22 protein-coding genes and 1 tRNA gene are annotated in these 17,510 nt (G+C 45.1%); 12 read left to right on the plus strand and 11 right to left on the minus strand.

The window, feature by feature from the left end:
* The first annotated feature begins 26 nt into the window (after positions 1–26).
* Together IPP67_04445 and IPP67_04450 are read left to right on the plus strand one after the other, a co-directional pair.
* Entirely contained in the window at positions 27–875 is an 849-nt protein-coding gene (locus tag IPP67_04445; protein ID MBL0338421.1) for an MFS transporter, read from the plus strand.
* The gene (locus IPP67_04450) at positions 842–1,294 is read left to right on the plus strand and encodes an MFS transporter (GenBank protein ID MBL0338422.1); all 453 of its coding nucleotides are present in this window, start codon (positions 842–844) and stop codon (positions 1,292–1,294) included. The genes IPP67_04445 and IPP67_04450 overlap by 34 nt, the downstream gene beginning before the upstream one ends.
* A gap of 20 nt (positions 1,295–1,314) precedes the next feature.
* Here IPP67_04450 and IPP67_04455 read toward each other — a convergent pair whose 3' ends face one another.
* From IPP67_04455 to IPP67_04475, 5 genes are read right to left on the minus strand one after another with little or no spacing between them, the layout of a single operon-like run.
* The gene (locus IPP67_04455) at positions 1,315–1,869 is read right to left on the minus strand and encodes a hypothetical protein (protein MBL0338423.1); all 555 of its coding nucleotides are present in this window, start codon (positions 1,867–1,869) and stop codon (positions 1,315–1,317) included.
* A 14-nt stretch (positions 1,870–1,883) separates the two neighbouring features.
* Positions 1,884–2,183: a hypothetical protein gene (locus IPP67_04460; protein MBL0338424.1), complete on the minus strand. Its 300-nt coding sequence runs from the start codon at positions 2,181–2,183 to the stop codon at positions 1,884–1,886.
* Between the two features lie 2 nt (positions 2,184–2,185).
* Positions 2,186–2,938: a TraM recognition domain-containing protein gene (locus IPP67_04465; GenBank protein ID MBL0338425.1), complete on the minus strand. Its 753-nt coding sequence runs from the start codon at positions 2,936–2,938 to the stop codon at positions 2,186–2,188.
* A gap of 58 nt (positions 2,939–2,996) precedes the next feature.
* Complete coding sequence (locus IPP67_04470) at positions 2,997–3,806, minus strand: DUF87 domain-containing protein (GenBank protein ID MBL0338426.1); 810 nt, start codon at positions 3,804–3,806, stop codon at positions 2,997–2,999.
* 32 nt (positions 3,807–3,838) lie between these two features.
* The gene (locus IPP67_04475; protein ID MBL0338427.1) at positions 3,839–4,708 is read right to left on the minus strand and encodes a hypothetical protein; all 870 of its coding nucleotides are present in this window, start codon (positions 4,706–4,708) and stop codon (positions 3,839–3,841) included.
* 326 nt (positions 4,709–5,034) lie between these two features.
* Between IPP67_04475 and IPP67_04480 the strand changes: the two genes are divergently transcribed.
* The 4 genes from IPP67_04480 to IPP67_04495 all read left to right on the plus strand — a co-directional run bounded on the left by IPP67_04480 (position 5,035) and on the right by IPP67_04495 (position 7,227).
* Positions 5,035–5,436 carry a hypothetical protein gene (locus tag IPP67_04480; protein ID MBL0338428.1) on the plus strand — a complete coding sequence of 134 codons (402 nt, stop codon included), beginning with the start codon at positions 5,035–5,037 and terminating at the stop codon, positions 5,434–5,436.
* A 103-nt stretch (positions 5,437–5,539) separates the two neighbouring features.
* A complete protein-coding gene (locus IPP67_04485) occupies positions 5,540–5,752 on the plus strand; it encodes a hypothetical protein (protein MBL0338429.1) in 213 nt (70 codons plus the stop codon).
* Positions 5,753–5,771: 19 nt separating this feature from the next.
* The gene (locus IPP67_04490) at positions 5,772–6,206 is read left to right on the plus strand and encodes a hypothetical protein (protein ID MBL0338430.1); all 435 of its coding nucleotides are present in this window, start codon (positions 5,772–5,774) and stop codon (positions 6,204–6,206) included.
* Positions 6,148–7,227: a hypothetical protein gene (locus IPP67_04495; GenBank protein ID MBL0338431.1), complete on the plus strand. Its 1,080-nt coding sequence runs from the start codon at positions 6,148–6,150 to the stop codon at positions 7,225–7,227. Before IPP67_04490 ends, IPP67_04495 begins: the two co-directional genes overlap by 59 nt.
* Positions 7,228–7,505: 278 nt before the next feature.
* Here the strand turns inward: IPP67_04495 and IPP67_04500 are convergent, their stop codons facing one another.
* Positions 7,506–9,194: a heparinase II/III family protein gene (locus IPP67_04500; protein MBL0338432.1), complete on the minus strand. Its 1,689-nt coding sequence runs from the start codon at positions 9,192–9,194 to the stop codon at positions 7,506–7,508.
* A gap of 12 nt (positions 9,195–9,206) precedes the next feature.
* Complete coding sequence (locus IPP67_04505; GenBank protein MBL0338433.1) at positions 9,207–9,872, minus strand: ribulose-phosphate 3-epimerase; 666 nt, start codon at positions 9,870–9,872, stop codon at positions 9,207–9,209.
* A 90-nt stretch (positions 9,873–9,962) separates the two neighbouring features.
* Between IPP67_04505 and IPP67_04510 the strand changes: the two genes are divergently transcribed.
* Complete coding sequence (locus IPP67_04510; GenBank protein MBL0338434.1) at positions 9,963–10,850, plus strand: DMT family transporter; 888 nt, start codon at positions 9,963–9,965, stop codon at positions 10,848–10,850.
* A 2-nt stretch (positions 10,851–10,852) separates the two neighbouring features.
* On the opposite strand, the gene IPP67_04515 is transcribed toward IPP67_04510, so the two are convergent.
* Genes IPP67_04515 through IPP67_04525 form a run of 3 tightly spaced genes read right to left on the minus strand, consistent with a single transcriptional unit; the run spans position 10,853 to position 13,798 of the window.
* Complete coding sequence (locus tag IPP67_04515) at positions 10,853–11,245, minus strand: MerR family DNA-binding protein (GenBank protein MBL0338435.1); 393 nt, start codon at positions 11,243–11,245, stop codon at positions 10,853–10,855.
* A complete protein-coding gene (locus tag IPP67_04520; protein MBL0338436.1) occupies positions 11,238–12,623 on the minus strand; it encodes a heavy metal translocating P-type ATPase in 1,386 nt (461 codons plus the stop codon). Before IPP67_04520 ends, IPP67_04515 begins: the two co-directional genes overlap by 8 nt.
* On the minus strand, positions 12,611–13,798 hold the full coding sequence (locus IPP67_04525) for a cation transporter (GenBank protein ID MBL0338437.1): 1,188 nt from the start codon (positions 13,796–13,798) through the stop codon (positions 12,611–12,613). The genes IPP67_04520 and IPP67_04525 overlap by 13 nt, the downstream gene beginning before the upstream one ends.
* A gap of 264 nt (positions 13,799–14,062) precedes the next feature.
* Between IPP67_04525 and IPP67_04530 the strand changes: the two genes are divergently transcribed.
* Complete coding sequence (locus IPP67_04530; protein ID MBL0338438.1) at positions 14,063–14,266, plus strand: heavy-metal-associated domain-containing protein; 204 nt, start codon at positions 14,063–14,065, stop codon at positions 14,264–14,266.
* 29 nt (positions 14,267–14,295) lie between these two features.
* Complete coding sequence (locus IPP67_04535) at positions 14,296–15,648, plus strand: multicopper oxidase family protein (GenBank protein MBL0338439.1); 1,353 nt, start codon at positions 14,296–14,298, stop codon at positions 15,646–15,648.
* Positions 15,649–15,777: 129 nt separating this feature from the next.
* Here the strand turns inward: IPP67_04535 and IPP67_04540 are convergent.
* Positions 15,778–15,867 (minus strand) — tRNA-Ser (locus IPP67_04540).
* Positions 15,868–16,086: 219 nt separating this feature from the next.
* On the opposite strand from IPP67_04540, the gene IPP67_04545 reads away from it, so the two are divergent.
* The 3 genes from IPP67_04545 (at position 16,087) to IPP67_04555 (ending at position 17,073) form a co-directional block, all read left to right on the plus strand.
* Entirely contained in the window at positions 16,087–16,329 is a 243-nt protein-coding gene (locus IPP67_04545) for a hypothetical protein (GenBank protein ID MBL0338440.1), read from the plus strand.
* A 20-nt stretch (positions 16,330–16,349) separates the two neighbouring features.
* Positions 16,350–16,730, plus strand: a complete 381-nt coding sequence (locus IPP67_04550; GenBank protein ID MBL0338441.1) for a hypothetical protein — start codon at positions 16,350–16,352, stop codon at positions 16,728–16,730.
* A 124-nt stretch (positions 16,731–16,854) separates the two neighbouring features.
* Positions 16,855–17,073: a hypothetical protein gene (locus tag IPP67_04555; GenBank protein MBL0338442.1), complete on the plus strand. Its 219-nt coding sequence runs from the start codon at positions 16,855–16,857 to the stop codon at positions 17,071–17,073.
* Positions 17,074–17,510: the final 437 nt, after the last annotated feature.

Below are 17,510 nucleotides of genomic sequence, written 5' to 3' on the forward strand. Positions count from 1 at the left end.
TCATATTCCTGTAAAGGCGGATGGTTTTGGCTGCAACAAAACGTTCAAAAATCAGTTGGTGTTTTTATGATTGGGCAAATTCTGCCTTCCCGGCAATTATTTCCACCTTTATTTTTAGCACGTATTTTGCAGGTGTGATCGCCCCCGATAAAGAACAGGGGATGGCTTTATGGGGCCAGATGACCAGTGTGGTGGGCATCATTATAGCCATTCTTAGCCCGTTTTTGGGGGCAATTGCGGATTATCAGCAACGCCGCAAATCCCTGCTGTTCTTTTTTACAGTGGTTAACATTGTTGCCACCGCGGGTTTATGGGTTGCCTTACCCGGGCAGCAATATGTGATGATCGCGCTGCTGTTGGCGGGCATTGCCACCATCGGTTTTGAAATTGCCACGGTTTTTTATAATTCCCTATTACCTTCCCTAGTTGCACCCTCCCATATTGGCCGATTATCCGGTTGGGGCTGGGCGCTTGGCTATGCGGGCGGCTTATGCAGTTTGGTGATCTGCCTGCTTTTATTTATCCAACCGGAAAACCCCTTGGGGGGATTGGATAAAGTTAGCTTTGAACATGTGCGGGCCACCAATCTGGTATGTGCCTTATGGGTTTTATTATTTTCAGGGCCTATATTTCTTTTTGTCAAAGAAGAACGCAAAAGACCTGCGGAATCGCTATGGCAGGTTGCAAAGATAGGATTCAAAAATGTTTGGTTATTGATTAGAAAACTGCCGCAATATAAGGAAATAGCCTGGTTCCTACTGGCTAAAATGATTTATATTGATGGCTTGAATACTTTGTTTGCTTTCGGGGCATTTATGCGGCTGGTCAGTTTGGCATGGATATGGCAGAAGTCCTTATTTTTGGTATTTTACTAAATATCACGGCGGGTATTGGTGCTTTCGGCTTTGCTTGGATCGATGATATCTTCGGCTCACGCCTCACCATTATTGTTTCGCTGTTGGCGGTTTTAATCCTGGGGTTTTGCTTGGTTATCATCACCGATAAAATGTGGTTTTATATACTGGGGATGATGATTGGGTTGTTCTTTGGGCCAATCCAATCCGCCAGCCGAACCATGTTGGTGCGGTTATCCCCGCCGGAAATGATCAGTGAGTTTTTTGGCCTTTATTCCTTGGCGGGTAAAGCAACCGCATTTTTGGGGCCAGCTGTGTTAAGCTTTGCCACATTGGCCTTTAACAGCCAACGCGCGGGCATGGCCACTGTTCTGGTCTTTATTTTTGTGGGGCTGGTTTTGATGGCATTAATGCCATTAATAGTTAAGAGAAAACATTGATCTTTTTAACGACCTAATTGTCACTTACCAGGGCAGTTACTACTCAGACCACTTCGACATAAGGCTTCATTCGCCCGCCTTTGTTCTTCCTCACGCCGCCTTTGTTCTTGTAATCGTTTTTCTTCAGCAGCGCGCCGTTCAGCTTCCAGCCGCAAGGTCTCTGCCTCCCGTCGTTGCTGCTCAGGCGTTACCACGATAGCGGGTGTTGTTTGGCTAGGGGATGTTGTTGGGTTCACACGAGGGGTGGTGGATAAGGGTTGGCTGGCAGGCGATGGCGATAGAGGTTCTTCCTTTTTTGGAAAAATAAATTTCCATTGATTTTTAAGTTGATCGAAGAAAGTTTGCGCTTCCTCTACCATCGCTTGGCTTCTCTCAACTTCTTTGACTGCATCTAATAAAGCTTGTTTGGCTATAATCGAGGGTTTTAGAATTGGGCGCTGGACCAGAACCTTAGCTAACAAAGCAGCGATGTCAGCGACCTTAAGAGGTTGATCTTTTCCAGAAGTGCCGGGGAATAAATCAGTCGGCCTACCACTGTTTTGGGGAGTATCGCGCCTAGATCTTAAGCGTTGCATCTGGTATGTCTGGGCTAAAGAAGGGATTTCTTCAATCTTGGCATCCTTAAACGCTTCGATATAAACCCTGCCTTATTCAGGATGGAAAGGGTTTGTTGATGATATTGCTCTGCTATGGTTTTTAATCTTAATATAGCTCTTTCAACCTGGTCAATCCGTTGCTGGGGGATAATATATCCTGCATAAACAGCAACCACTATCAAAAACGAGGCAATCCCGCCCCAGAAAAACGCATCTTTTTTATGCCATTTTTTGGCTTTGGTAGAAACAGGTTTGGAGGCAAGCAAGTTATTGTATTGTGGCCTTAATTGCATGGCTAATACTCCGGCTGCAGTTTAATGAGATCACGGCGCACAACCCGTCCCCGTTGGATCACAGCAACGGCCATATTTGGCTCGGCCAGTAAGGTATTAATCTCATCAGGGGCGATTAAACGATGGGCCTTAAAACTCAATTCGGGGGCAGAGTAGTAGAAGTTATCTAACCCTTCATCCCGCATGACCAAATTTTTTAACCTGCTTCGGTCTTGATTGACGGTATTAATCGCCCGCCATAACCCAACTGCCCAGGATAACCTTGGCGCATTTGCTTTTAGGGCGCGACCATAGCGTGTGGCTCGCGTATGTTTGTCGGTGCCACTATGCATATAGCGCCCGATGTCCGCGGCTGCATCGGCAATGCCTTTAAAACGGTCAATGGCCGCTTTCCATATTTCGCCCACCCGTTCGGATAAATAATCGTTACTGTCCTTGGTTTTGGCAGGCAACGATATCAGGTTATTAAAATTACCTAAAAGTTGCAACGCCCCTTCTTCGTTAAGCCTTTTATATAAACCATCTATATTTTGGGTGGCATAGCAAACAGATAACCCTAAGCTTCGGGCAATTGGCAGCATCGATAAATCATTCTCACTAACCAAATTTTGCACTTCATCAGCAACCAGCAGGACACGTTTTTGCCCCACTTGTTTCTGCCATTGATCGCCGCGTTTTTTGATTGCATCATAAAGACGGCGTAAGGCAAACATGCTGATCAACTGGCCGCCCCGGCCGTAAAGGGCTTCAGGCAATAATAATCCGATTTTGGCGCCGGTTAGGCATTCTTCTACCCTGGCACCCTTGGGGTTCCTAATCCACCCCTAATTTTTCATGGCACGTTAGGTTAGATAACCACAACCGAACCATATTAATAATGCTTTCCCGGGTCTTTTCAGCCATGGCAGCCAATTCAATAATAAAATAGCTGGCTGATGACAATTGCCGTTGGGGGGAATGATCCGTAATTGCTTGTTTTAAGGCTTCAGCCCTGAAATCTGGATCAACTATTAATTGTTGGATATTGGGTAAAGTATAATCTTTCTGGGAAGCTTCAAGAATGATGGCCGCATGACGGATCATTTGAACGCCCGCATCAATCCAGTATCGTTCCCCGCTATCTTTTTCATATAAGGCGTTAATTGTTTCAGCGACAGCATCTGGGTTTAGTTGTTCGATAGGATTAAAAGGTAAATGTTCCGGGCTAATTAGTTGGTACCCTTGCCGGTGCGACAGCTCTAGCGGTAAGCTGCCCTTCCCGTCCAATACCAGCAATCCCACCTGCTCATGTTCCAGCCACTGCCTGACCAAGGGGCGAATAACGCCGCTGGTTTTACCCGTGCCAGTTGCCCCCAATACGCCCAGATGTGTTGATAGGTCGTGTAAAGATAAGGCAAAAGGTAATCCGGCTTCACTTGGCGCCAGGGGGTCACGCCGTTGCGACAACAACCCAGTTGTTTGGCCAAGTTTAATTAAAGGGGTTTTATCCCGGATGGCTTCTTCAATTTGCTGTGTCCTGGCGGCTTCTAAACTTTTAAAATAATCCCGGCCAGCCGCTTCGATTAATTGCTCTGTTCCAGCGTCTTTAACGGCGTCTTCCAACATTTGCGCCCGTTGACGCAAGGGGGAGGGCAGCCTTGTTTCTTGAATCAGTATTAAGACAATGACCAGGCCGTTACCAACCAAGGTTGATAGGTAAGAGAAACAAGACCAAACATGGCAGGCACATAACTTGCCAGTAAGATGATGGTGGCTATAATCAGGCGGATTTTGGTTAAAGCAAATATAGCAAAAATCCACCCGAACAGCAGCAAAGCCATGATAATACTGACGGTTTGCGACATAACACCCACCACAAACCACATGGATAATCCAGCCGATATGGTCAGGTTGCTGAGTTCGCTGATTTGTTCATCAACACTTGAAAATTCAAGATCAGCGGCCAATATTTGGCCGGCAGTCGCATCGCCATCACGGTCAACAGCCAGAACCCGGAAGCGGTCTTTTAGGTCAGGCGGCGTTTCCTCAGGGCAGGCTCTTAAAACAGTTCTTTCAATTAATTTTTCAACGGCATCAACTTCCTCTGGTAACACCAGGCGGCAGCAAAACCTTCGCCAGCCAAAGCTGCCCATAAAAATGGTGGATAAAATAAATAACAAACCCACCGACCACCAGAACCCCATTAAAAATGGTTCTGGATCAGCATCTAGCCTAACCCCCCAATGGATACTCGAAACCTCTATTAACAATAAAAACAATATTATCGGCAACATTACCCAATTGCGCCAATTATGCATACGTTCGGCTGCAAAATGGCCAATATTGGATAAATATAGTTTTTGGGCGGCCCATTCTTGAGGGTTTGTTGATAAGCCCTCATTTTCCTTATCCGTGTCCTTGACCCAGTGAATCCGTGGATCGATATCATTTTGCCATTTTTCTGCAATAGCCATTCGGACAGATTTTTGACGGTATTCACGCAATTTTTCGCGAATATAAAGAATTGGATCATCCCGGAACCGCATAACATTCCTCCCTGAACGAATAAGGGTTACCCCAATTGGCTAAATTTTTTTATAAGGGATATGGCGGTGAATACTAGAACGGGTTGTTTATGTCCATTGCCCGCATCCCAAATTTTTGACCTTAGATAATAAAACGCCTTAACAAAATCATGCTAAACAAATATAAACTTATTTGACAAGGTTTTTTTACTGCGATTATATCAATGAAGTGAATAAACAAGTTCACCAGGGTACTACTTAGGCAAGTTTTTCAACGGACACTGAGGAAGCAACCTGTTTTTTGAATGAATTAAAATATTTAGGGGAGGAATTTCTAATGAAAAAATATGTCTTTCGGTGCTTTATTAAGCCTATCTGGCTGTGAAGCCTTGAATACGGTTGGGTCAACTCTTGGCTTGGTTTCATCCACGGCAAATGTGGTTGATACCTTTACCGATGCCGACAATCAAAAGGCGGAAAGGTTCCGTTTTAAAGGGGAAAGCTATAATATCCTTTATAAAAAGCAGGATGAGTTCCAGATTGTTAAAGTTTGGCCGAATTTTAGCAAAGGTTATCAAGCAACAGACTTGGCAAAATCAAATGCCGAAGCGGTCGCCAAAACCTATTTATCTTATAGTATTTGTAAAAACAAACCGGTTCAGGTTCTGCAATTAACGGAAAGCGATAAGTTTTTAAATGCCGATGGCTATGAGATAACCAAATATATCATGGCTGCCACCTGTAAATAGCCTGCTGTTCTAAATATTTAGGTTGGATTTTATAATCATTGAGGATAAGCCGGTTAATGACCGAGGCTGTCGGGTGGATTTTATATTAAAAAGGGAGGGAGACATGGAATTAGTAACAGCCGATAAAAACACTGTAACCATTAAGATGAATTGGAAGGATGAGTTTGCTCATATTTTTGCGATTTTTCTAGCTGTTATCCAAGAATACAAAAATATTGATCGAGAAATTCATAATATGAGTAAAGAAGAAGTCAAAAAAATAATAGTTAGTTTAGAAACCATAAGTGATCAGTGTATGCATTTATTAAGAGAATAGCTTTTTGAGAACTCACTAAATGACAAATAATCTTTATAGATTGCACGATGTTTTACCTCCTCTTGTGCAACATAACATGAAGCATATAGATCAATTTAAAGATCCCACTTTGGGAAAACCAATTCTTATCAATAATTCTCAGGATATGAAAGGCCACATAGTTAAAACTTTATTTCACCCCGGAACAAAATCTTTTGCAGGTGCAGATAATCGAGATTTTTTTTCAATCCCTGTATTAAACACGATGGTGATTATTAACTCGGGCAAAGATAAAAATGGAAACATGTTAGGAGTTACCGCCTACAGGCCTGAAAGAAAGGAAGCCTATCTAATTGGCTCTCAAAGAAGAGAGCAGAAGTTAGGTCGAAAGGCCACTCTTTCAAAAAGACGGTATTTTGGCATTGCAGCCGGATATTGCCCGGGAACATTTAGACCAGCAAAAACAGTCTCCTGAAGCTAAAGTTGCGGCAGACAAAATTGCTGGGGAGAATGATCAACAAAAAGGCCAGGATAAGGCAGTTTCAGCTCATAAAACCCCGGAAGCATCAGTCAATAAGGGGCAGGAAAAATCACCCGATTCCCAGCAACAAAGGCCTGCCCAAGGAAAAAATGTTCCCCAACAAGCGGAAATAAAAAAAACAGAAACCCAGAAACCCGCGGCAGGCAAGCCTGAATCCGCTGAACAACCAAAACAACCGGCCCAACATAAACCTACCATTGATCAATCAGCGGCCCAGAAAAGCCAGCAAGATAAAATGGTTGCAGCATCAGGTGGGGGTGAGGCGAAAACATCTGCTTCCTCTCAACAAAATACTGCGGAAGGGCAGGGTAAAGCTACCCAGCCTCAGGTTAGCAAGCCTGAAACTGTTAATCAATCAAAGCAACAAGAATCAGGCAAAGGGCAGATTGCTGGAGAAAAAGCAACCCATCAACCATCAGAGGCAAAAAATTCCCCAACAGGTGAACCAAGTAAACCCGATCAACAGGTAGCGTTACAGCCATCCAGCGAGGCTAAAACAAATCAAGCTGCTGTAAGCCAAAATCAAGCCACGCAACCAGCGGGCCGGTCAGAAGCCTTGCAAAAAATCTATGACCGCCAGCAACCAAACCAGTCGGAACGAACGGCATCAACCCAGTCAGCAGCGGAACAAAAAACAGGGCCTGAAAATCAACAGGATCAGCAATCTGCCCGCGTTGGGAATAAGGATCAGGCAGCTGTAAAAGACCAATCTAGTCAGCCGGATCAGCAGGTAACTCAACAAAAAACGGATGCCGCTTCCCCCAAAGAAAATACCCAGCAGCTATCGCCAGCCCAGCAACCACAATCCGTAAAAGCGGAGGAAGGTAAAGCGGAGAAGCAAGAACAATCAGGCCAATCACAAGCTTTACAAGATATGTATCAACGGCAAGAGCAACAACAAGCTCAGGCAACGGAAGCCCCCCAACAACAATCATCGGCTCCAGAAATGGGCTAAAAGGAGAAAGCGGCGTATATTTTAAGACCTGCGCTGCTAAGCTTAGCCCCCTTACTTTTTTGGTGTTTTTGCTTGTATGAGTGCCTTTGCTTCACCAGCAACCTCAAGCTGCCCATATTAAAGGGTGAGTGGGGCAGTTACGTTTCGGTTTGGCGGATAAATAAGGCTTTATTGTCCTATTTATGTTTTTAAAAGGGATTTTAAAATTGAATGGCAAGCAAATAAAGAGACTATCAGGCAGTTATTGGGATGATAATCTGCATTAGCAGAAGCTTTAATTATACACTCTTCGTTAACGCCCATTTGATGGTGATTTCAGGATTGGTGGGTAAATTGGTGATGACCAATTGCTGGCTTTTTTCCAAGGTGCCGTCCTTGCCCAAATAAACGCTTTCCTCGGCAATCACGTCACCCGTGGTGGTACGCAGGTGCCAAATTTGCCCGCTTGGCAATTGCAATACTGCCTGTTGCTGGGCGGATTCTATATGGACAGCAACAGCGGGGTGCAAGTGGAACCGCACCACAAGCTTATGCCCGCCCGCGCTTTTAACGCTGTCTTCGCCCCGCAGATCAAAGCCATGATTGGCCAAATACAGGCGACGGGTATGAATGGCCCCAAACATTTTTTTATAGCCGTCATGGACGGCCTCGAGCCAGATATTGCCGTTTTCTTCTTGGCGCTGGCACTGGACCGAATTTGGTCCTTTGATCACGCCGCCTTTTTTGCCCAAAAAGCAGGAATTGGTGTCTGCGATGACCAGGGTGGAATGGGCGGCGGTCGAACGTTGCACATCCTGCCAGGCGGAGGCCGGATGATGGCCGCAATTGACAATCATTGGCTCGAAACCCACCGCTAACTCAAAACTTAAAGCGCCCGCATGCATATCATGGTCATAGGGAGGTGGCGGTAAAACGCCGGTATCCAAGATCAATACGGTTTGATTGGCTTCCAGCCTGCAATAGCCACCCATATGCGCTTGTTGGATCGCCGGTAGTTCTTGGGGATTAAGGCCGGTCGCTGCTAAAATCTGCCTAACCAACCGGGGGTCTTCATGGGTACTGCCGTTAAAGGATGGCAGCCCGCCATCCGGTTGTTGTAAATAAAAAGTTGCTGCTGCTAACTTCGTAAGGGATTCTTGCCAAGATAAAGGAACATCCTGGTTGTTATCGGCAAAGGCAGCGCATAGATCGATCAAATCTTCGAGGACATATAATTGATGCGAGGGGCAGCGTTCGATATATCCGTCAGCATGCAAGATTTGCCTGCTTAATTCTTCCTCAAATAAGCGGAAAAAGTAACGGGGGGTGTCCAGCTGCTCATTCAGCAACAGCCAGCCCCGCAGCAAAGTTTTGATGGAGCGCAATAGCTGATAGCCGAATAAATTTCCAGGCAAACATCTTTTTAAATGGATCCAATGCCTTTTTATCTGCAACATAAAAACCGCTAAAAACTCAGGATCATTCTCCCTAGAAAACCAACTTAGGCAATTGATCCATTCATTCAACCGCTCTGCCGCCACAGAGGGCTCCCAGGCAATTCCCTTGATATGCTGGTAATGGTGCAGCCAGTCGCTGATCACTTGCTTGCTAAAACTATAGGCGGGTTGACCGTCAACCGCCTTGATATCGCGTAACCAACGAAAACCATGGAAATCACGCCAGAAATAATCAGGAACAGCAGGATCGTTCCAAAGATTTTGGTAAGCAATTTTAAGCGAACCGCATGAGAAAGTACCCGCGAGTATTTCTGAGCCTTTCTGGGGATCTCCAGGCCACAAATCACGGAAAGAAGCACTGACTGTAAGATTGGCTTGAGTTGGCAATGTCCAGCGGTAAAAAGGGGTGTAGCGGTACAGATTTTTAAGGGAGTTTAAACTACGCCGCCATACCAACCAAAGTGGCAGGCGGCGGCTGGTTAGGAAACGGGGGGTCAGTTCCCATACATGCTGTAGCCATTGTTTACTCATATCACAAAAACCTTAAGGATTGCGTAATTGTTGAATATTTTGTTTGTACTGGCTGGATGGTCCGCGGAATATGGATGTGCCAGCAACCAGGCGGTTGGCACCTGCTTGGATCACGGCGGCAGCTGTTTTGTTGTTAACGCCGCCATCCACTTGGATATCAATCAAACGCTTGGGCGAGCGATGATTTAACAATTGCCGTAATTGCCGGATTTTTTCCAGCTGTTCCGGGATAAATTCTTGGCCGCCGAAACCGGGGTTGACGCTCATCACCAATACCACGTCAATATCTGGGATAATCCAGTCCAGGGTGTTTAAGGGGGTTGATGGGTTTAAGGCGATGCCCGCTTTTTTCCCCAAACGGCGAATTTTCTGCAAGGAACGATGGCAATGAGGGCCTGATTCGGGATGGATGATCAAACTATCTGCACCAGCTGCTGCAAATTCCTCTAAGTAAGGGTCAACCGGCGTGATCATTAAATGCACATCAAAGAATAACTGGCTGTGGGGGCGAAGCGCCCGGATAATGCTGGGGCCCATGGTGATACTGGGGACAAAATGCCCGTCCATGACATCCCAATGGATAAAATCCGCGCCCGCGGCTTCAATTGCCTTAACCTCTTCCCCCAATTTGGCGAAATCTGCGGCCAGTAAAGAAGGGCCTATTTGTACCACCATCATAAAATCCTTTGGCAAATGTGAAAATCACTATAATTATGGCGTGCATACATCTTTCCAGTTTCGAATCCTACGGTCAAGAAGGTCTGATTAATGACATTATATATTTCGTTTTTATACACAATCATTGTTTTGATCTGGGGTACTTCCTGGTTTGGCATTAAAATGCAATTAGGTATCGTGGCACCGGAAGTATCGGTTGTATACCGGTTCCTGATCGCCAGCGTTATTTTGGGAATATTCTGTGTGGTTACCAAAAGGCGGTTGAAATTCTCAAAACGCGACCATGTATTTTTGGTTTTGCAGGGGCTTTTTCAATTTTCCTTAAACTATCAATTCTTTTATGCGGCTACCCAAAAATTGCCCAGTAGTTGGTTGGTTTCCCTGGCTCTGTCAGTTATCGTAGGGGTCAATATTGTCAATATGGCCATTTTCTTCCACCAGCCTATTCAAGCGAAAACCGTCATAGCATCTTTGATCGGGTTGACGGGGCTAACGCTTGTGTTTTGGCCGGAAATCATGAAGGTGAATGCCACTGCTGAAATTTGGATTGGTTTTGCTTTGTCTCTGCTTGGCACCATCTGTGCTTCTTTAGGCACCATGGTGGCGGTGCGTCATCATAAGGTGGGGGTCCCCATTATATCCTCAACTTTATGGGGAATGATGTATGGCACTTTATTTTCAGCCTTATTTGTCGTTGTAAAAGGAACGCCAATCACAATGGATTGGTCGGCTCGCTATCTTTCCTCCATGATGTACCTGTCTATTTTTGCAACCATTATTGGTTTTGCCACGTATTTTTCCCTCATTCAAAAAATAGGGGCCGATAAAGCAGCTTATTCAAGCCTTCTATATCCGTTAGTGGCGTTGGTAATTTCAACAATATATGAACAATATCATTGGTCATTGCTGGTTATTATCGGGGTGATCTTGGTTTTGGCAGGGAATGTGATGATTCTTTATAAACCGCGGCGCAGCTAAGCCTAGTGTTTGGCTAAATCCTCAAGGATCGGGCAGGAGGGTTTGTGATCCCCCTTACAGCAATTCACGAGTTTCTGTAAAGCCTGGGCAATCGATTGCAGGTGGGTGATTTGCTGATTGATTTCGCTGATATGGGTTTGGGCAATATCGTGAACTTCCCGGCTGGAGCGGTTTGAATCTTGCCATAAAGCCAACAATTTTTTAATAGTGGTTAAGGGGAAATTCAGATTTCTGGCGCGGTGGATGAACGTTAGATTATGGATATCATCTGCGCTGTACAACCGGTAATCTTTTGGGGAACGGGCAATGGTGCCGAGTAGTCCCAGCCCTTCGTAATTCCTGATCATTTTGCTGGTTAAGCCGCTTAATTTGGCGGCTTCATGAATTTTATACATGATGAGCGCCTTTCTCTTCTAGGGGAATTTGAGGCAATAGGGTAGATAAGTTTTGAATCAAGGCTGAAGCTGGTTTCCAGCGGTAAAGAAACAGGGCATTGGTAATCACGCTCACGCTGCTGAAAGCCATGGCCATCCCAGCAATCATCGGGCTTAAAAGTCCTGAGGCTGCCAAAACAATCCCAACCATATTATAAATAAACGCCCAAAACAGGTTTTGCCATATTTTTCGTTGGGTTAATAAAGCGAGCTTCAAAATATCCGCCACCAAAATGGGATTGCGGTTCAGCAGGGTAATATCCGCCGTGTTCATAGCCACATCACTGCCTCCCGAGATAGCAATGCTTAAATCCGCCTTGGCCAGGGCTGGCGCATCATTGACCCCGTCACCCACCATCGCCACGGCCCCATATTGTTGCCGCATTTCTTGTAAGAACGCAGCTTTTTCTTCCGGTAAGACACGACCCTTAGCAATCGATATACCAAGTTTCTTGGCTGTTAAGGCGACAATGGACGGGTTGTCACCACTGATCAAGGCGGTGATAATGCCTTGTGTTTGTAAAGTTTGGATGGCTTGGGCGGCGGTAGGCCGCAACTGGTCTTGGAATGCCATAAAGCCGATGATTTTCTTTTCTGGCAATAGTTGCCCTAACCAAGAAATGGTATGGCCTTGTTGCTCAAGGGCAAGCGCCTCCGCTTTCAATGCGCCTGTATCTAGGCCATATTCGGATAACAGTTTCTCCGTTCCGAGAACAAATTGCGATTGGCCAAAATTCGCGAGCAATCCTTTACCAATTTTTTGTTCAACTACCGGATCACTGCCGGATAAGGGGGATAGGGGATTGTTTTTTACCCAGGTCATGACCGCTTGCGCCAAGGGATGGGTGCTGCTTTTTTGGATATGGTAAACAATATCCATCATGGTTGGAACGGTTGCACCTGCATTTGGGGTGATTTGGGTGATGGAGGGCAATCCCTCCGTCAGGGTTCCGGTTTTATCAAAAATCACCACCTTGATCTTTTTGGCTTGTTCCAGGCTGTGGGCATTTTTGACCAAGATTCCATATTTAGCGCCAATCCCTAAACCTGCGGTAAGGGCGGTTGGGGTTGCCAACCCCAAGGCACAGGGGCAAGCAATCACCAACACGGCAATGGCATGCAAAATTGCTAAGCCAGCATCTTGCCCAAAAACGTACCATCCTAAAAAAGTTAGGAAGGCAATGCCCAGGACGATTGGCACAAAAATGGCGCTGATCTTATCAACCAGCCGTTGAATAGGTGGTTTTTCCATTTGGGCCTGCTGCACATAATGGATCATTCGCGATAAAAAGCCGCTATTTTTACTGGCTGAAACCTCAACCTCAATTAACCCACCCATATTGGTTGAGCCACCAATGACTTGATCGCCCGCTTTTTCGCAACCGGCAGGCTTTCACCCGTGATAGAAGATTCATCAATCGTGGTTTCGCCCTTGATCAACACCCCGTCGGCGGGAACGCGCTCAAATGCCCGTACCACAATTTTGTCTTGGGGCTGCAAATCGTCGGGTGATATTTCAACCAATTGGCCGTCCAGGAACTGATAAGCGTGCTGTGGCCATAGGTTCATTAAGGCATGGACGGAGCGGTTGGTTTGCCGCAACGCCCGTTGCTCAAACCTTTTCCCTAATAAGACCAGGGCAATCACTACTGCTGAACTTTCGAAATAAGAACCCATCGTCGATAAAGACGGGGTAAAAAATAACACTAAACTTAAAACATAAGCCGCGGTTGTGCCGATGGTTACCAATGTATCCATCGTGCTATGACCCGCCCGCAAAGCCCGCCAACTGTCCCGGTAAAAGGGATAACCGCCAAAGAACTGCACCAAACTGGCGAGCAACAATTGCATCCACAGGGGTAGATGAATATGGACACCCCATAATTCCCCCATCATCGGGATGGTCAGGATCAAAGCGCTCCCTAACGATAAAAACAGTCGCGAATCTGGAATGTCCCAAAACAATAGCTTGCGGCGAGTTTTTCCTAATTCTTCAGGCTTGTTTAGTATCTCCAAATGCTGCTGATGAGGGGAGGGTGAGGTTGGCCCGTGGGAACCAGCCGCCTGGTGGGCAATGGACGATTCGGGGGTGATGGATTGCGGCGGATAACCTATTTTCTCAAGGGCTTTTGCCAATGTTGTTGGTGAAACCAGTTGCGGAATATAGGTTATCTGTAATTGATGGGTGGCGAGATGAGCGGTGGCATCAATCACGCCGGGGGTTTGACCAAGAGTTTGCTCGATTTGCTGGGTGTCCCTCACACTGCTGATATTGGCAATATGCCAATCAAGAGGCGATTGGGGAACCCGGTAACCTGCTTTATTAACCGCCTCTACCAGCGGTTTAAGCGCCACGGCCTTACTGGCCTTGATGAAAGCCTGTTGGTTACTTAAATGAACAGCTACATCCCCAACCGAGGCTACTTTTTTCAAGGCATTTTCCACCCGGCTGACGCAGGAACCACAGGTCATGCCTTCTATCGGTAAAATAACATCATGGGTTGGATTAGGCATTTTTAAACCCTTTATCAATAAAGAAAAAATATAGGGATAGGTGCTTTATCTTCTACATAAGCTTTCCCCATGGGGGAAGGTCAAGGATATTCCGCACAAAAAATAAATTTTTTGCTGCCAAACCCTGATTACCCCAAGTTTCGCTATCATAGGGCCGTAAATATTTGCTATTGACCTTGCCATGAGGGGAGGTTGTACAATCTGCTTTTAAAATTATAATTCTTACAGATAAGTACCATCATTTAACGTAAGGGATAAATAATCATGATCACACTTAAAATACCCACTATCCATTGCGGGTCCTGCGCCAATGTTATCCGTCAAATTATCCAGCAGCATCAGCCGGATGCTTCGGTCACGGTTGATGTGCAAAAGCAGACCGCAACCATCAATACCCTGGCCAAGCAATTACCACCGGCGTTACTTCCGGCCTTAAAACAGGCGGGGTATGAGGCGAAAATTGCTTAATTGCTGCCAATAATAGAAAGGGTAAGGAAATGATGATTACGCGGCGGCAACTTATCAAGACAACGATAGCTGGCACAGCAATTAGCATTTTGCCCAGATCATTATTATGGGCAGAGGAAAGTAAGCCCATCCAGCTGAAAGCGATTAGCAAAATTATTGAAATCAACAAAAAACCTGCAAAAATTTTTACGTTGGAATCAAATATTCCTTATCCTTTCACCCTTGCGGCTCCGGGACGTTTCTATGTGCGGTTAACCAATAAACTGGCTGATCACACCCTGATCCATTGGCACGGCTTAACCCCACCCCCTCATCTAGATGGGGTGCCGGAATTATCCCAAGCAGCCCTCAAGCCGGACCAGTCTTTCTTATATGATTTTCCACTGGATGAACCGGGCACTCATTGGATGCATTCGCATTTTGGTATGCAGGAACAGAAATTGTTGGCCGCTCCCTTAATTATCCAACCCCAACAAACCAATCCTGCGTACCGTGAAGTTATCTTGTTTTTGCAGGATTTTATTTTTGCTGAAACGGAGGAAATTTATCAGAAATTGCGGGGAAACATAGAAGGACCGTATGTCCATCATCAGGGTATGAATATGGGCGTATCCATGGCCCATCTCCATGATTTGGAGCCCGATGCATTTTTGGCCAACCAACGTACCCTGGATGATCCGGAAGTGGTGATACTGGAAAATGGCGAAACCATTCGCTTGCGGGTGATTAATGCCGCGGCCACCACCAATTTCTTGCTGGATTTAGGGGGTTTACATGCCTCGGTTATTGCGGTTGATGGCATGGATATAAAGCCCGTATCCCTTTCGGTCATCGATTTAGCGATTGCTCAACGCTTGGATATTTTGGTTTCTGTTCCCAAACATGGCGGTGTTTTTCCAATTCTTGCAAAGCGGGAAGGGGAAAAACAACAAACTGGCTTGATTTTAGCCACCAAAGGCCAATCCATTGCTAAAATTAGCACCCAAGCGACTGTGGCAGCACGACCCGTGGGGACGGGTTTTGAACAGCGGTTGCAGGCTTTAAAACCCCTGCCCAACAGAAAAATTGATCGGGATATAAAAGTGCTGCTGGGGGAAGATCACAATTATCAATGGAGTATTTATGAGGAGGGGAAACCTGATCAACCGATTCAAGTGAAATTGGGGCAAAGGGTGCGGATGCAAATCACCAATAAAACCAGCATGGGTCATCCCATTCATTTACATGGCCACCGGTTTCAGGTAACTCAGATCAATAACAAAAATGTAGCTGGTGCGGTACGGGATACGCTGTGGATACCGGTAGGCGGGCGTGCAAATATTATTTTGACGCCAATAATTTTGGCAAATGGGCATTCCATTGCCACCATCTCTATCACATGATGGCGGGGATGATGACGACCTTGGTGTATGAGGGGGCGTAAGATTGTTTAGTTGTCTGGCCATCCTCATCGCCTATCACTTAATCTTAAAACCAAAAAATGTAGGGCAGGCAGTTTCTATGCTGAAAGCTGGCGGACGGGGGGAGATTTGAACTCCCGATACCCTTACGAGTATGCCGCATTTCGAGTGCGGTGCATTCAGCCGCTCTGCCACCCGTCCTTACACGCATGCATCATGCCAGCTTGAATTTGAGAAATAAAGATAAAAAATCAGCCCTGTGCTGCCCCCAATGATTTTTAGTGACCTTTTATAAGAATAATCATTGGCCATCAATCTCTAACAATTAAAATCCTTCACTAACCTTAAAATATTTGATATACTGAAAGATTGGAAAAAATAAGGTTCCCTAAAGCGGGGAAAAAGAATGGAGAGAACAATATGTCAAAAAAGAACAATGGTTTTTTCCGAACACTGGCCAAATATTATTATCTGTATGTCATCATTAAAAAGTTCCGGGAAATTTTGAAAAACCGGGAATGCAAGGCCGATAAAAACCAAGAAAATAGCCTAAGCTTCAAGGAAAAGGTACGAATTATTTATATAGCAGTAGGCATCATTTTAATTGTTGCTAAGTTATTGCGTTCTGACAAAACCGGCAACAATCAACCAGCAAACCAATAAATGATAGAAAAGGGCATATCATGAAAAATTCTAAAATCATATCAATTTTGGCTTCTGCCGTTTCAGTGGGGGCAATTGCGGCCGGTGCCTTCATGTTTTGGAAAAAGAAAAGCCAAAAAGAAAAAAGCCATTTGAAGCACCCTTCCGCGGATAGCAAAACGACCGATCATGAGCGACAGGATGAGGGGGCTGAAAAAGCCAACGAGCATTCAAAATCTTCTTCTAAAGGGGGGGGGGGTGGTAAAAATCTTCTCATCAGCCAGCCTCACATCACGAGGAAAAAGAAGAGAAGAAGGCCAACCACGGAAAAACAGCAAAAAAAGGATAGGAATATCTTGGAGGAGGAGGGTAGAAGGCCAATTTTTGCACGTTATGTCGTTTGTTTATATAGATTGTCATAAGGTGGTGTTTGGGGGCATTTGGTTCTGCCACTCTTCGTTCAGCCAGTCTTTTTCTTTCTTTCATCTGTTTTGCTGGTAGCCATTCCAAGAATAACGAGTTTACAAACAATACAGGCATGCATCCGTGAAAAACAAAAGTCATTTTATTGGTACATTGGTTGTGCTGCTGCTGGTGGTTGTTTTTGTTATTGTTCTGGCTCTTTTATTTGGAGGGGCTTTTTTACTTTACCAACAAATCAATAAAATGTTTGGGCGATTGAAAAGACAATTTTTTTTCGTCATCCTGTCTTTTATCATCTTACTCGCTGCTTTTATTGTCCTTATCCAGCGATTAACGGCTTAAAGCCAAAATTTTTTAAAGCGAATAGAAGCAAGTTTTACAAGCATTTTTGATTGTCTTCATTACATTCCCAGCATTAGCTGAGGTTAAAATTTCTATGACGGATTGTGGATCTAAAATTATCAAGTTAATTTTTGGAAAAAAATAGCTATAATGTGCTTAGGAATTTATCAAAAACTGATTTTAATTTTCTTCAGGAGAAGAATAGTGAAACTATCGAATGCTTTAACAGCTATGTCACCTATTTTATTAGTCAGTCAAACTGTGCAACAACCTGCTTTTGTCGATGGCCCAGATCTATAGAACAGCCAGGGTTATCCTTCGCTGTTTTTCTGTAAACCAGTTGATCAGGCTTTCTGCCAATAATAAAACAACCAAAACTAAATTTAGTTTTAACTGGTTTAAACCAGAATCTGCTGCTGTGCTTCTTGTAAGGCGCC

This window comes from Rhodospirillaceae bacterium (genome assembly GCA_016722635.1).
In the GTDB taxonomy this organism is placed as follows: Bacteria; Pseudomonadota; Alphaproteobacteria; order JAEUKQ01; family JAEUKQ01; genus JAEUKQ01.

What these genes read in the sequence shown, in the direction of transcription:
- IPP67_04455 (MBL0338423.1), bottom strand. Translation starts at nt 1,869, where the DNA reads ATGCAACGCTTAAGATCTAGGCGCGATACTCCCCAAAACAGTGGTAGG.
- IPP67_04520 (MBL0338436.1), bottom strand. Translation starts at nt 12,623, where the DNA reads ATGGGTGGGTTAATTGAGGTTGAGGTTTCAGCCAGTAAAAATAGCGGC.
- IPP67_04515 (MBL0338435.1), bottom strand. Translation starts at nt 11,245, where the DNA reads ATGTATAAAATTCATGAAGCCGCCAAATTAAGCGGCTTAACCAGCAAA.
- IPP67_04450 (MBL0338422.1), top strand. Translation starts at nt 842, where the DNA reads ATGGCAGAAGTCCTTATTTTTGGTATTTTACTAAATATCACGGCGGGT.
- IPP67_04510 (MBL0338434.1), top strand. Translation starts at nt 9,963, where the DNA reads ATGACATTATATATTTCGTTTTTATACACAATCATTGTTTTGATCTGG.
- IPP67_04485 (MBL0338429.1), top strand. Translation starts at nt 5,540, where the DNA reads ATGGAATTAGTAACAGCCGATAAAAACACTGTAACCATTAAGATGAAT.
- IPP67_04500 (MBL0338432.1), bottom strand. Translation starts at nt 9,194, where the DNA reads ATGAGTAAACAATGGCTACAGCATGTATGGGAACTGACCCCCCGTTTC.
- IPP67_04475 (MBL0338427.1), bottom strand. Translation starts at nt 4,708, where the DNA reads ATGCGGTTCCGGGATGATCCAATTCTTTATATTCGCGAAAAATTGCGT.
- IPP67_04505 (MBL0338433.1), bottom strand. Translation starts at nt 9,872, where the DNA reads ATGATGGTGGTACAAATAGGCCCTTCTTTACTGGCCGCAGATTTCGCC.
- IPP67_04460 (MBL0338424.1), bottom strand. Translation starts at nt 2,183, where the DNA reads ATGCAATTAAGGCCACAATACAATAACTTGCTTGCCTCCAAACCTGTT.
- IPP67_04490 (MBL0338430.1), top strand. Translation starts at nt 5,772, where the DNA reads ATGACAAATAATCTTTATAGATTGCACGATGTTTTACCTCCTCTTGTG.
- IPP67_04530 (MBL0338438.1), top strand. Translation starts at nt 14,063, where the DNA reads ATGATCACACTTAAAATACCCACTATCCATTGCGGGTCCTGCGCCAAT.
- IPP67_04545 (MBL0338440.1), top strand. Translation starts at nt 16,087, where the DNA reads ATGTCAAAAAAGAACAATGGTTTTTTCCGAACACTGGCCAAATATTAT.
- IPP67_04525 (MBL0338437.1), bottom strand. Translation starts at nt 13,798, where the DNA reads ATGCCTAATCCAACCCATGATGTTATTTTACCGATAGAAGGCATGACC.
- IPP67_04535 (MBL0338439.1), top strand. Translation starts at nt 14,296, where the DNA reads ATGATGATTACGCGGCGGCAACTTATCAAGACAACGATAGCTGGCACA.
- IPP67_04550 (MBL0338441.1), top strand. Translation starts at nt 16,350, where the DNA reads ATGAAAAATTCTAAAATCATATCAATTTTGGCTTCTGCCGTTTCAGTG.
- IPP67_04480 (MBL0338428.1), top strand. Translation starts at nt 5,035, where the DNA reads ATGTCTTTCGGTGCTTTATTAAGCCTATCTGGCTGTGAAGCCTTGAAT.